Annotated in this window: 11 protein-coding genes; 6 read left to right on the top strand and 5 right to left on the bottom strand. The window is 64.2% G+C overall.

The window, feature by feature from the left end:
- Positions 1-257: 257 nt before the first annotated feature.
- The 4 genes from ndk to AB7290_RS24335 all read left to right on the top strand — a co-directional run bounded on the left by ndk (position 258) and on the right by AB7290_RS24335 (position 5,442).
- Positions 258-680, top strand: coding sequence for a nucleoside-diphosphate kinase (ndk, locus tag AB7290_RS24350; RefSeq protein ID WP_027535388.1), 423 nt, complete (start codon positions 258-260; stop codon positions 678-680).
- 41 nt (positions 681-721) lie between these two features.
- The gene (locus AB7290_RS24345; RefSeq protein WP_085402872.1) at positions 722-1,582 is read left to right on the top strand and encodes a TerC family protein; all 861 of its coding nucleotides are present in this window, start codon (positions 722-724) and stop codon (positions 1,580-1,582) included.
- Between the two features lie 635 nt (positions 1,583-2,217).
- Positions 2,218-4,263: a TonB-dependent receptor gene (locus AB7290_RS24340; protein ID WP_085402907.1), complete on the top strand. Its 2,046-nt coding sequence runs from the start codon at positions 2,218-2,220 to the stop codon at positions 4,261-4,263.
- A gap of 12 nt (positions 4,264-4,275) precedes the next feature.
- Positions 4,276-5,442, top strand: coding sequence for a PepSY-associated TM helix domain-containing protein (locus AB7290_RS24335; RefSeq protein WP_085402873.1), 1,167 nt, complete (start codon positions 4,276-4,278; stop codon positions 5,440-5,442).
- 96 nt (positions 5,443-5,538) lie between these two features.
- Here the strand turns inward: AB7290_RS24335 and ppx are convergent, their stop codons facing one another.
- From ppx to AB7290_RS24315, 4 genes are all read right to left on the bottom strand, one after another.
- Entirely contained in the window at positions 5,539-7,041 is a 1,503-nt protein-coding gene (gene ppx / locus AB7290_RS24330; protein WP_041957841.1) for an exopolyphosphatase, read from the bottom strand.
- A 15-nt stretch (positions 7,042-7,056) separates the two neighbouring features.
- Positions 7,057-9,249, bottom strand: coding sequence for an RNA degradosome polyphosphate kinase (locus AB7290_RS24325; protein ID WP_085402874.1), 2,193 nt, complete (start codon positions 9,247-9,249; stop codon positions 7,057-7,059).
- Positions 9,250-9,482: 233 nt separating this feature from the next.
- The gene (locus tag AB7290_RS24320; RefSeq protein WP_071914608.1) at positions 9,483-10,160 is read right to left on the bottom strand and encodes a DnaA ATPase domain-containing protein; all 678 of its coding nucleotides are present in this window, start codon (positions 10,158-10,160) and stop codon (positions 9,483-9,485) included.
- 112 nt (positions 10,161-10,272) lie between these two features.
- Positions 10,273-10,815, bottom strand: coding sequence for a CDP-alcohol phosphatidyltransferase family protein (locus AB7290_RS24315; protein WP_063983669.1), 543 nt, complete (start codon positions 10,813-10,815; stop codon positions 10,273-10,275).
- 154 nt (positions 10,816-10,969) lie between these two features.
- Between AB7290_RS24315 and purM the strand changes: the two genes are divergently transcribed.
- Together purM and purN are read left to right on the top strand one after the other, a co-directional pair.
- Positions 10,970-12,043, top strand: a complete 1,074-nt coding sequence (gene purM / locus AB7290_RS24310) for a phosphoribosylformylglycinamidine cyclo-ligase (RefSeq protein WP_085402875.1) — start codon at positions 10,970-10,972, stop codon at positions 12,041-12,043.
- A 14-nt stretch (positions 12,044-12,057) separates the two neighbouring features.
- A complete protein-coding gene (gene purN / locus AB7290_RS24305; RefSeq protein WP_085402909.1) occupies positions 12,058-12,711 on the top strand; it encodes a phosphoribosylglycinamide formyltransferase in 654 nt (217 codons plus the stop codon).
- 94 nt (positions 12,712-12,805) lie between these two features.
- Here purN and AB7290_RS24300 read toward each other — a convergent pair whose 3' ends face one another.
- The gene (locus AB7290_RS24300; protein ID WP_007591938.1) at positions 12,806-13,012 is read right to left on the bottom strand and encodes a cold-shock protein; all 207 of its coding nucleotides are present in this window, start codon (positions 13,010-13,012) and stop codon (positions 12,806-12,808) included.
- Positions 13,013-13,312: the final 300 nt, after the last annotated feature.

The raw sequence follows: 13,312 nt of genomic DNA, 5'->3' as shown, positions 1-13,312 counted from the left end.
GGGGCGTTCGGCGGAGGGCCTTCTCCGGGGAGTACTCCAACGGCCAAGCGCCCACAGCGCGTCAGGAGAAACAGACCCATTTCGGCTTCCAGACTTAGTTCGATTGGGTGAAATCTCGGCAATCCATGACTAGATCCGGCGGGGCATCCTGCGGCGAAGCGTCCGGGGGCGGTTTTGGCGGTCGCTTGCCGTCCGGCAAAGGCGCCGATATAAGCCCGGCAACTCCGAACCACCGCTTTCTTCTCAAGGACAAGATTATGGCCATCGAACGCACTTTCTCGATCATCAAGCCCGATGCGACCGCGCGTAACCTGACCGGTGCGGTCAACGCCGTGATCGAGAAGGCGGGCCTGCGCATCGTCGCGCAGAAGCGCATCCGCATGACCAAGGAACAGGCCGAGACCTTCTATGCCGTGCACAAGGCGCGCCCGTTCTTCGGCGAACTCGTCGAGTTCATGACCTCGGGCCCCGTGGTGGTCCAGGTGCTGGAAGCCGAGGGCGCCATTGCCAAGTACCGTGACGCGATGGGGGCGACCGATCCGTCCAAGGCCGCCGACGGTACCATCCGCAAGCTCTACGCGAAGTCGATCGGCGAGAATTCCGCTCACGGCTCGGATGCGCCGGAGACCGCCGCGATCGAAATCGCGCAGTTCTTCTCGGGCAACGAGATCGTCGGCTGATCAGCCGATAGGTTAATATCGACGGGGCGAAAGGACGTATTGTGAACTGGCTCTGGCAGGTCTTCGATCCCGCTACGATCGGGGCATTCTTCACCCAGTTTCGCAACGAGATGGCCGAACCGACCTTCTGGATTGCGGTCGGCAAGATCATCTGGATCAACATCCTGCTCTCCGGCGACAACGCGCTGGTGATTGCGCTCGCCTGCCGCGGACTCAAGCCGCGGCACCGGCTGTGGGGCATGATCTTCGGCGCCGGCGCAGCCGTGCTGCTGCGGATCATCTTCACCGGCATCGTCGCGAGCCTGATGGAGCTGCCGTACCTCAAGCTCGTCGGCGGTCTCGCGCTGATCGTGATCGCGGCGAAGCTCCTGGTGCCGGAAAACGAGGACGAGGAGGGCGTCGAGTCCGCCTCGCATCTGTGGCAGGCGGTGCAGATCGTCGTCGTCGCCGACATCGTCATGAGTCTCGACAACGTCATTGCGGTCGCCGCCGCCGCCAATGGCAGCGTACCGCTGCTGATCCTCGGCCTCGCCATCAGCGTGCCGCTGATCGTCGCCGGTGCGGCGCTGATCATGGCGCTGCTCGCAAAGCTGCCGGTCCTGGTCTGGGCGGGTGCAGCACTGCTCGGCTGGATTTCGGGCGACGTGATCGCGACCGATCCCGGCATCGCGCCGAAGCTGCACACGCTGTTCGACGGCCCGCTCGGCGCCTCGCTGGACAGCATGCTCGGCGCACTTCGCATCCCGCCCCAATTCGCCCATGGCGGCGGAGGCGGCGAATATCTCTGCGCCGCTCTCGGCGTCGTCGTCGTGCTGGTCGTCGGCAGCATCTGGCGCCGGCGCAGCCTGAGCGCGGCCGCGCTGGAGTCCTCAGAGCGCCACGCCAAGGCCTCGGCGGAGTAATCTCCACGGCATGATCTGGTTTTGCTTGCCTCTTCCCGGCGGGGAGAGGTCTTGCGCGCGATCATTCTGACAGGGGTTCCGACAGCCGCCGTCCCCACTGAACCGGTCATCTTAGCTCCGCACGCCGGCGAGCATTGCCGCCTTATGGCGAACTCGCGCGTCAGGCGGTCACGCACAGTGCGGTCCGGCACTTCGTGGGTGACCCACAGCGCTCTCAACCTCTGCGCGATTTAGACTTTGACTTATTATAAACTACTGAAAATAAAGGCGTTTTTATTGACTTGGCGGCTCATGCCGCGGCACGTCGCTCCGGTATTTATTCCTGTCAAACCGGAAGCTGTTGAGAGATGCCTTCGAGAGCCACCTGCCGCCCTGCTGCTATTCTTGCCGCTACCGTCAAATCCCATTCGAAGTTCTCCAGACCGACGGCCTTCGCGGCCTCTCTGGTCTCCATCGCCTTGTTCGGCGACGGCTTCCTTCACCGCACCAGCGCGCAAAGCGCTGCGCCGGAGACGGCGACAGCCTTGCCGGCGGTGACCGTCACTGCCGACGTGCCGAAGCAGCGTGCACGCCCGCGTTTGAACCCAAGTCGAAGGGCGGGCCGTCAAAGCGCGCCCGCGAATGAGCGGGCCAGGATGCAGGCGGAAGCGAAGCCCGCTGCCGCAAGGCCCGGCGCACTCCCGCCCTCCTACCCAGGTCGGCAGGTCGCCCGCGGAGGCCAGATCGGCTTGCTGGGCAACAGGGATTTCATGGACACGCCGTTCAACATCACCAGTTACACGGCGAAGAAGATCGAAGATCAGCAGGCCAGCACGATAGCCGACGTCGTCAGCAACGACCCTTCGGTCCGTTTCACCGGTCAGACCGGCGGCATTCTCGACTCCTTCTTCATCCGCGGCTTTCCGATCGGCGAGGGGAATGTCGGAGAAATTGCCTTCAACGGTGTCTACGGTGTTGCGCCGAACTACCGTGTCTTCACCGACTATGTCGAACGGATCGAGATCATCAAGGGCCCGACGGCGCTACTTTACGGGATGGCCCCGAACAGCAGCGTCGGGGGCACCATCAATATCGTCCCGAAGCGTGCCTCTGATGTCGATCTCACACGGGTTACGACCGACTACGCGACGAACAGCCAGTTCGGCACGCATCTCGACGTCAGCCGACGGTTCGGCGAGAACCGCGAATTCGGAATTCGCGTCAATGGCAGCTATCACAATGGTGATACGCCGCTGGACAACCAGAACCGGGAGGCCCATGTCGGCGCCGCGGCATTCGATTATCGCGGTGAGAAATTCAGAGCTTCGCTCGACTTCATCGATCAGGAAGAAAAGTTCGACGCGCCCACGAGACCGTTTCTGGTCGCAACAGGTGTAGCTGTCCCGACCGCGCCGGTCGGGAGGCGCAATGTCACGCAGGCCTGGGAATGGGCCAAGGTTCATGACAACTCGCTGCTGGCGCGCGCCGAATACGATGTGACGGAATCCGTGACGGTGTTCGCCGACGGCGGTGGCGGCAGGACCCAGGTCGATCGCTTGTTCGGCACGCCGACGATCCTGAACGCGGCCGGCAACACCACGTCGATACCGGGACGCTTCAAATTCGATATCGACCGGAATGTCGCCGACGCCGGTGTGCGCGCCCGGTTTGAGACCGGCGCGATCAGTCACGCCGTGAGTTTCCAGGGCAGCTACTACACGGATCAGATCTCACGGGGCTCTGTGTCCGGGACGCCGGTTCTGTCCAACATCTATGCGCCGATCGCCCGTCCTGAGCAGCTCGTTGCTGCTCCCGCGACTGTTCCGAAGCTTTCGGATACCGAACTGACCGGCCTGGCGCTAGCTGACACTTTGTCGGTTTTTCAGGAGCGCCTTCAGCTGACCGTCGGCGTGCGCCAGCAGGGGGTGAAGTCCAACAACTTCAATACCACCACGGGAGCGGTCACGTCCTCCTATAACCAGACGGCGCTCACGCCGATGGTCGGCCTCGTCGTCAAGCCCTGGAGTAACGTTTCGCTCTACACCAACTACATCGAAGGGCTCAGCAAGGGCGACGTCGCACCGACGACCGCGAGCAATCAGGGGGAAGTTCTTGCGCCTTACTTCAGCAAGCAGCACGAGGCAGGCGTCAAGGTCGACTTCGGAATGCTGGCCACCACGATCAGCGTGTTCCAGATCACCAAGCCGTCGGGACAATTGGGTGTCGACAAGATCTTCCGGGCCGACGCCGAACAGCGCAATCGCGGCCTGGAGTTCACCGTATTCGGAGAGGTGCAGCCGGGCATACGAGTCCTTGGCGGCGTGACGTTGATCGATGCAGAGCTGACAAAGACAAGCACGCCAACCAATCTCGGCAAGACGCCGATCGGTGTGCCTCAGGTGCAGGCAAACCTGTCCGCCGAATGGGACACGCCGTTCGCACCCGGACTGACGTTGGTCGCAAACACCATCTATACGGGACACCAATATCTGGATGCGGCGAACACGCAGGTCGTTCCGGCCTGGACGAGGCTCGACCTGGGTGCCCGCTACAACACGCGGATCAACAACCGGCCGGTGACGCTGCGGGCCCTGGTTCAGAACGTGTTCGATACCAATTACTGGGCTGGCGTGGCGAGCTTCTCCGCATTGTCGCAAGGTGTCCCGCGAACCCTGCTATTGTCGATGTCGACGGATTTCTGAGGCGGGTCGGCTTTGACGCGTGCAACGGCGATGTTGCCGGCCCCGAACCTCACCGGACGCGCACGGCGCGGGCTTCTGTGGTTTCATCGATGGCTCGGATTGCTCGGCGGCATCGTCGTGGTGCTGATCGGCCTCACGGGAAGCTTCATCGTCTTCTATCGGGAAATCGACGCCGCCCTGAACCCGGCGCTTTACACTCCCGCCGGTCGGGAACGAGAGGCTACGTTGAGCGAGGTGATGCGCGCGGCCGCGGCAGCGGATCCCGCGCCGATAGCCACGATCCTCGCGCCGGATCGGACCTGGCCGGTCTGGGTCGTGATACATGCGCATGAAACTGCGAAAGGCCGCTACCCGAATCGCTGGACGACCGTGGTCGATCCTTCGAACGGGAAGGTGCTCGGGCGGCGTGACTACGTCAACGCGTTCTCCCTTAAGGTTTATCGTCTGCACTACACGCTGCTGCTCTACGAGTGGTGGGGCAAAGAGCTGGTCGGCGTTGTCGGGTTCATGCTGCTCGGCCTGGCCATGTCAGGCGTCATCTTGTGGTGGCCGAGGCCGGGTCGATTCTGGCGATCGGTGTCGGTCCGGAAGGACGTTTCGCTGCTTCGATTTGTTTTCGACGTCCACGGCACGGCCGGCTTTTGGGCGCTGCTCGCGCTCACGGTGATCTCGATGACCGGCGTCGGGATCATTTTTCCCGACGTCGTGCGTCCCATCGTTGGCCTTGTGTCGCAACCGACAGCCGATCCGTCGCCGCGGATCGAAGCGCCGCCCCCGACGGGGACACCGCCGCTATCACCCGACGCGATCATGCGGAGCGCGCAAGCGGCCAAGCCGGGCATGGCGGTTGCCATGCTGAGCCCGCCCACCGAAACGCGCAACACGTGGCGGGTGCAGTTGCGGGCCGCGGGTGCCGATCCCGCGGTACGTGCCCGGGGGGCGATCTGGCTCGATCCATGGAGTGGCGCAGTGGTGCACGATCGCACTTCGGCCGCGATGTCGATGGGGGATCGCTATCTGGCCGAACAGCTCTGGATCCATAACGGCGCGACGTTCGGGCTGATCGGGCGCCTGTTCGTGTTCGCAACCGGCTTCGCACCTCTCGCCCTGTTCATCAGCGGCGGGATCATGTGGCTCAAGAAGCGTCCGGGAAGGATCAGGACCGGCCAGCTGGTCTAATGCGCGACGAGATTGGAATGAATCGTTATCGCGCTTTAGGTTGTTGTTTGAGCATGATCTTTCGGAAAACCGCTGCGCACTTTTCCGGATCATGCTCTAGCGTCGCACGATCGAGCCGGAGCGGCCGATCAGGCGGGCGAGGGCGCGGAAGCGGCTGCCGACGCGGTCGGCGACAAGGTCGACGAGCCGGTGCTCGAACACCAGCATCAGATTGCGGCCCTGGCTGCGGAAATGCGTGGCCGGCAGCACACCCGGGCGTGCCGCCGAGATCAGATGGGCGACGCGGAACGCCGCGCCCAGCAGACGGGCGCGTTCGAGCTGGGCCGGTGTCAGCAACTCCTGCATGGTCACCGGCGGCTGGTTCTCCTCGCTCAGGCCCGCATAGCGGTAGAACACGGACAGGCCGACGAAGGCGCGCTCGGTATGGGTGATTGCGCCGAAATTGCCGTTGACGACCAGGCTCAGCGTCTGCTCGCCGCGATGGTCGGGATGCACGCGCCAGCCGATGTCGGAGAGCAGGCACGCGGTGTGGCGCAAGCGGCGGTCCTCCTCGGTCTCGCGCAGCTTCACCACGCGCGCGAGGCGGTCGGTCCAGGCGATCAGCTCGCGGGCGTGCTTTGCCGAACGCGACAGCAGCTGATTGAGCTCTTCCGCGGCGCAGATCAGCCCGTCCTTGTTGCGCTCGGATTCCGACAGCTTCTCGTGCAAGAGGCCCTCGCGCACGCCGAAGGTCGAGAACACGATGGACTTGGGTTTCGCCACGCGGATGATGTGCTCGAGCACCAGCGCCGCATAGGTGAGGAGCGGGCGCCTGGCATCCGCGACGATCTCGATGTCGGCCAGCATGTCGGCGGCCGCAAGCCGGCGAAGCCGACGCGAAAAGTCGAGCGCTTCAGCTGCGGAAATGGAGTAACCGTGCATCACCTGGAGCGGATAGCCGCTCTGGATGATGTGGATGCGCGCAAGCGCGCGCCAAGTGCCGCCGACGGCGTAGAAGGTGCGGCCGCGGCCGGCGGTGAGCTGCGGCACCTCGTCGAGCTCCTCGCGCACGATACGGTCGGCGCGCTTGAGCGATTTGTGCGCGAGGTCCTGGAGCGCGAGGCCACCGAGCGGCAGCGTCACGCCGCTGCGCACGCTGTTCTTGCGCACGTCGATCAGCTCAAGCGAGCCGCCGCCGAGATCGCCGACGATGCCGTCGGGATGGTGGATGCCGGAAATCACGCCGAGCGCCGACAGCCGTGCCTCGCGCGGGCCCGACAGGATTTCGATCTTCACGGCGCAGATGCGCTCGGCCTTCGCGATGAAGTCGGGGCCGTTGGAGGCGTCGCGGCAGGCTGCGGTCGCAATCGCAAACACGCGACCGACCTGCATGACGCGGCACAGGGCCCGGAACCGCTTCAGCGAGGTCAGCGCCTTGTCGACGGCATCGGGCGCAAGCAGGCCCGTGCTCTGCACCTCGCGCCCGAGGCCGCACAGCGTCTTCTCGTTGAAGATCGGAATGAGGCTCCGCGTCAGTCCCTCGTAGACGACGAGACGGACCGAGTTGGAACCGATATCGATGACCGCGACGCTCGAGCCGCGCTTACGCGGCCGCTTCACGTCCTCGATCCCGGATCAAGAATGATGACGTTCATTACGGCGCGTGAGACGGCGCGGCGAGGATTCCTTGAGCGACTTTCCACGGCCAGATAGACTCGGATTTGTCATGAAGTAGTTGTGGACGTTGAAAGGCTCCTCGCCCTTCGCGGTCTTCATACGCGTCGAGGACCCGTCCGGCAACAATTGCCAGCTCTGCTCATTGTCCTTCAGATTCGCGACCATGATCTGTTCGAGAACCTGCTGATGCACCGTGGGATTTTGCAGCGGACACAGCACCTCGACGCGGCGGTCGAGGTTGCGTGGCATCATGTCGGCCGAGGAGATATACACAGCCGCTTTCGCGCTCGGCAGGCCCTGGCCCATGCCGAAGCAGTAGATTCGGCCGTGTTCCAGGAAGCGCCCGATGATCGACTTGACGCGGATGTTCTCCGACAGGCCTGGAATGCCGGGCCTGAGGCAGCAGATGCCGCGCACGACGAGCTCGACCTGGACGCCGGCTTGCGAGGCCTCGTAGAGCGCGTCGATGATGTCGGGGTCGACCAGCGCATTCATCTTCATCCAGACCGCGCCGGGGCGGCCATGCCGCGCATGCGCGGTCTCGCCTTGGATGTGCTCGATGATGCGCTTGCGCAACGTCAGCGGCGACACCGCCATCTTTTCCAGATCGCTCGGCGCGGCATAACCGGTGATGAAGTTGAACACGCGCGCCGCGTCGCGGCCGATGGTCGGATCGGAGGTGAAGTAGGAGAGGTCGGTGTAGATACGTGCGGTGACGGGGTGATAATTGCCGGTGCCGGTGTGGACATAAGTGGTGAGGCCGCCGCCCTCGCGGCGCACCACCATCGAGAGCTTCGCGTGCGTCTTCAGTTCGAGGAAGCCGTAGACGACCTGCACGCCGGCACGTTCGAGGTCGCGGGCCCAGCGGATGTTGGCCTCCTCGTCGAAGCGCGCCTTCAATTCGATCAGCGCGGTGACGGACTTGCCGGCTTCGGCGGCTTCCGCCAGCGTGCGCACGATCGGCGAATTGTTGGAGGTGCGGTAGAGCGTCTGCTTGATCGCGACGACATCGGGATCGCGGGCGGCCTGCTGCAGGAACTGCACCACCACGTCGAAGGATTCGTAGGGATGATGGACGACGAGGTCCTTCTGCCGGATCGCGGCAAAGATGTCGCCGCCATGCTCGCGCACGCGCTCGGGATGGCGCGGTACGTAAGGGGTGAATTCGAGATCGGGCCGGTCGAGGCGGGTGAGCTGCGAGAGCTCGTTCATGGCGAGCACGCCGTCGACCAGGAAGACCTCGTCGTCGGCGGCCGACAGCGCATGCTGCACGAAGCTGCGCAGCTCCTCCGGCATCTTGCCGTCGATCTCGAGCCGGATCACCGACCCGCGGCGGCGGCGCTTCAGCGCGGTCTCGAACAGGCGGACAAGGTCTTCGGCCTCTTCCTCGATTTCGAGCTCGGAGTCGCGGATGATGCGGAAGGCGCCCTGGCCGTGGAGATTGTAGCCGGGGAACAGGCGGTTGATGAACAGCCCGGTCGCCTGCTCGAGCGAGATCAGCCGGACGACCTTGCCCTCGGCCGGCAATCGGATGAAGCGGTCGATCTTGCCGGGCATGCGGATCAGAGCGTTCATCTGCTTGCCGTCGGCGGCGCGCGTGAGCTGGAGCGCGATGGTGAAGCCGAGGCTCGGAATGAACGGGAAGGGGTGGGCAGGGTCGATCGCGAGCGGGGTCAGCAGCGGGAACACGTTGTTGAGGAAGTAGTCCTCGATCCAGGTCCGTTCCGCCTTGGTGACGTCCTTGCCGTCGACCAGCACGATGCCGACGTCGGCCAGCGTGCCGCGCAGGTCGCGCCAGATCGCCTGCTGGTCAGAGGCAAGCTGCGAGACGGTGCGGTTGATCAGCGCGAGCTGCTCGGACGGCGTCAGGCCGTCGGGGCTGCGCTCGGCGATGCCCTCGCGGATCTGGGCCTTGATGCCGGCGACGCGGACCATGAAGAATTCGTCGAGGTTGTTCGCTGAAATCGACAGGAATCGCACCCGCTCCAGCATGGGGTGGCTGGGATTGACCGCTTCCTCCAGGACGCGGCGGTTGAAATGCAGCCAGGAGAGCTCGCGATTGATGAAGCGCTCGGGACTTGAGGCAATCGCCGGCAGGCCCTCGGTCTCCGGGGCTTTTTCTTTAATTTCAACAGCTTGCGCAGAGTCCATCAGAAGTCGATCCATCCAGTTCGCCCCAATTTGCGACTTATGCGCAAAACCGGCGGGAGCATGTGTTAGTCCGATGACGTTTCGATGACATTGCCTATAGAGTAACTCGCAAGCGCCCCCAAAGTATGGTTCCACCGTCTTCGGGCTGCGACATTATCGGCGTATTCATTTCGATGACATTGATGTTCCGCCGCTGCGTCGCGTCAAGCGGCCTTGGAGCCAGGGTGGAAGGGTCAGGCGTCCCGAAGCAGCTCGGCGGCCAGCGCCCGTGTGACGGGGCGACCGAGGCGCAGGGCCTCGCTGTCGAGCAACTGCACGGCCTCCCGTGCGGCCGCCGAGGACCGCTCCAGGCGGGTGGCGAGGTAGCTGACCACGCTCTCATCCACGGTGAGCTGGCGGTCGGCGCAGAACTTGACGATCAGGCCGCGGAAGAGCTGGTCGTCGGGCGGCAGCAGCGAGATCACAGGAACCGCGCGCAGCCGCGAGCGCAGATCGCGCAGCTCGATCTCGAGCGACGCCGGTACCTCGCGGCCGGTGAAGAGCAGGTAGGCTCCATCCTCGCGGGCGAGGTTCATCAGATGAAACAGGGCCCGCTCGTCGAACTCTTTTGCCTTGATATCCTCAACAACCAGCGCGCCGGTGGCGAGCGCGCCCGGGACGTTTTCGGCGGTCAGCCCATTGGCTGTGGTCGAGCGGGCGCCGGAATCCTCGGCCCAGATCGCGGCGAGATGGCTCTTGCCGCTTCCTTCCGGGCCGGCCAGCCACATGATCCGGTTCGGCCATTCAGGCCAGGCATCGATGAGGGCAAGACCGGCTTCGTTGGCGGGGCCTTCGAGGAAATTATCCCGGCTGAGGCTCTCCGCGTGCGGAAGCGAGAATGCCAATTGTCGGGGGTGAACGCGGCCTGCCACGCTTGCTGTGCTCCGTGCCGGCACGCCGGCTTCGTTTGAAGAGATTCGACGTCATCGAGCGGGAGTTGGCCTTTTGCGGGGCCGCATCCCGGCTCATTTGGCCTCGATGGTGCTACTTGGCCTCGATCGTGCTCATGTGCCGCAGCCACTCGACGAGATAGAGCGACACGGAAGAGAGCGTGAAGACCGTGACGAGGCCCATCAGGATCATATCATAGGGCGCCGGTTTGAAGCCGAAGGCCAGGGAGGCCAGCACCAGCGCCGCATAGGCCACCTGGGCGGCGGTGTTGAGCTTCGACACCTTCGACGGCTTCATCTCGACCGGCTTGTCGAACAGCCAGGACACGATCACGGCGGCGACGATCATGATGTCGCGCGACACCACCAGGATCACGATCCAGCGCGGGATGTCGCCCCAGATCCCCAGTGCCAGATAGATCGAGACCAGCAGCGCCTTGTCCGCGAGCGGGTCGAGCAGGGCGCCGAGCTCGCTCGTCATGTTGAAGCGCTTGGCGAGGAAGCCGTCGACCGCGTCGCTCACGCCGGCAATGAGGAAGACGGCGAACGCAACCTCCATTTGGCTCGACACGATGGCCCAGACGATGATTGGGACCAGCATGATGCGGCCCAGGGTAATGATATTCGGAATACTCACGCGGCGCTTCCTGGCACCCGGCCTGACCTCGAATCCGGCCCGTTTGAGGGCTGAACCGGTTGATATCTACATAGTATAGGGCGGGGCGCCACGCTTGCCATTGCGCGTCCCCGGAATTCGACGTAACCAGCCGCAAACCCACTGGAAATCGGGCATGACCGACCGCAAAAACGGCCTCACTTACGCCGATTCAGGCGTCGATATCGACGCGGGCAACCGCCTGGTCGATCTGATCAAGCCGATGGTGCGCGCCACCGCGCGGCCCGGCGCCGACGCCGAGATAGGCGGCTTCGGCGGCTTGTTCGACCTCAAAGCGGCCGGTTTCAAGGACCCCGTCCTGGTCGCCGCGACCGACGGCGTCGGCACCAAGGTCAAGATCGCGATCGAGACCGGCCTGCATGGCGGGATCGGCATCGACCTCGTCGCCATGAGCGTCAACGACCTCGTGGTGCAGGGCGCCGAGCCGTTGTTCTTCCTCGACTATTTCGCCTGCGGCAAGCTCGACCCGGAGGCGACCGCCTCGATCGTCGCCGGTGTCGCCGAAGGCTGCCGCGAATCCGGCTGCGCCCTGATCGGGGGCGAGACCGCCGAGATGCCCGGCCTCTACAAGGACGGCGACTACGACCTCGGCGGCTTTGCCGTCGGCGCCGCCGAGCGCGGTACCTTGTTGCCGCGCAAGGACATCGCCGCGGGGGATGCCGTGATTGGCCTTGCCTCGTCCGGCGTGCACTCCAACGGCTTCTCGCTGGTGCGCAAGATCGTCGAGCAGTCCGGCCTCAGCTTTGAGGCGCCGGCCCCGTTCGCGCCGGTCATGACGCTCGGCGGCGCGCTGCTGACGCCGACGCGGCTCTACGTCAAATCCTGCCTGCGTGCGATCCGCGAGACCGGCGCGGTGAAGGGGCTTGCCCACATCACCGGCGGCGGTTTCACCGACAACATTCCGCGCGTGCTGCCGAGCCATCTTGGCGTCGGCATCGATCTGGCGCGCCTGCCGGTGCTGCCGGTGTTCAAATGGCTGGCCGCCCAAGCCGGTATCGCCGAGCTCGAAATGCTGCGCACCTTCAACTGCGGCATCGGCATGATCGCGATCGTCGAGCCCGACAAGGTCGATCAGGTCGTCCAGGTCTTCAGCGATGCCGGTGAGACGGTGGCGCAGCTCGGTACCGTGATTCCGGCCGAGGGCGAGCACCGCGTCGTCTACAACGGCCACCTCGACCTGGCGCTGTGATGACTGGCGCTGTGATGAAGCGCCGCGTCGCCATCCTGATCTCCGGCCGCGGCTCCAACATGTCCGCGCTGATCAGGGCCGCTGCTGCGGCGGAGTTTCCGGCGGAAATCTCGCTCGTCATCTCCAACAAGGCCGACGCTCTGGGGCTCGAACGCGCCAAGGCGAGCGGCGTCAACACGCTGGTGATCGAGAGCAAGCCGTTCGGCAAGGACCGCGCCGGCTTCGAAAAGCTGCTGCAGGCCGCGCTCGACCAGCACGGCATCGAGCTGATCTGTCTCGGTGGCTTCATGCGCCTGTTCACGGCCGAGTTCACCAAGGCCTGGTACGGGCGGATGCTCAACATCCATCCGTCGCTGCTGCCGTTATTCCCGGGTTTGGACCCGCACGGTCAGGCTTTGCGCGCCGGCGTCAAACTGTCTGGCGCGACAGTGCACTTTGTCATCCCTGAGACCGATGCCGGCCCGATCGTGATGCAGGGTGCGGTCCCCGTCAGCGACCACGACACGGGCGCTACGCTGTCGGAGCGCATTCTCGAGGTGGAGCATCGCATCTATCCCGAAGCGCTGCGGCTGCTTGCGACCGGCAAGGTCCGGATCGAGGGCGATGTGTGCAGGACGGACGGAAGCGGGCCCTCGGAGAATTTCCTGGTATCGCCGGTGGTGCGCTGAAGCACCGTCGCGCCGTGTTTCGTCTTCGCAAACAAAATCCCCCGGCAGAGCCGGGGGCATCGTCATGATCTCTCGCGCTAAGCTTTGAGAGAAATCAGGAGACCTTGAGGTTCTCCGCGGATGCTTTGCCGCGGTTCTCCACGAGGTCGTATTCAACCACCTGGTTCTCATTAAGGGTCGAGAGTCCGGCACGCTCGACGGCCGAGATATGGACGAACACGTCCTTATCGCTGCCGTTCGGCTTGATGAACCCATAGCCCTTGGTCGGGTTGAACCATTTGACGGTGCCCTTTTGCGGCATCGCTCATCTCCTCCACTAGATACAAAAAAGACGCGGCCGCAGTTTCGCGTGCCACGCCACAAACGGGCTTCCGGAAGTCTGTTCGAGTCTCAATGTCGCGAAACGCACAGCCGAGCGGCCAATTCCGATTGTGTCCAATATTGCAACATGAAATTCGCGCGTTAGCAAGCGGCGCACGGCTTTCAAGATCGCGGCGGCTGTCGCCCTCTGCAATTTGCGACCTGTGGCAAGGGAACCACAATCGAGGCAATAGCCCCGCTCCAGCGCGCCAACCGGTTGACCCTGCGTGGCAGTTCGGCA

It is taken from the genome of Bradyrhizobium sp. 613_E4_N2_2, from assembly GCF_052075995.1.
In the GTDB taxonomy this organism is placed as follows: domain Bacteria; phylum Pseudomonadota; class Alphaproteobacteria; order Rhizobiales; family Xanthobacteraceae; genus Bradyrhizobium; species Bradyrhizobium barranii.
Note: the sequence above shows the minus strand (reverse complement) of the source record. Positions and strands in the feature narration are given on the sequence as shown.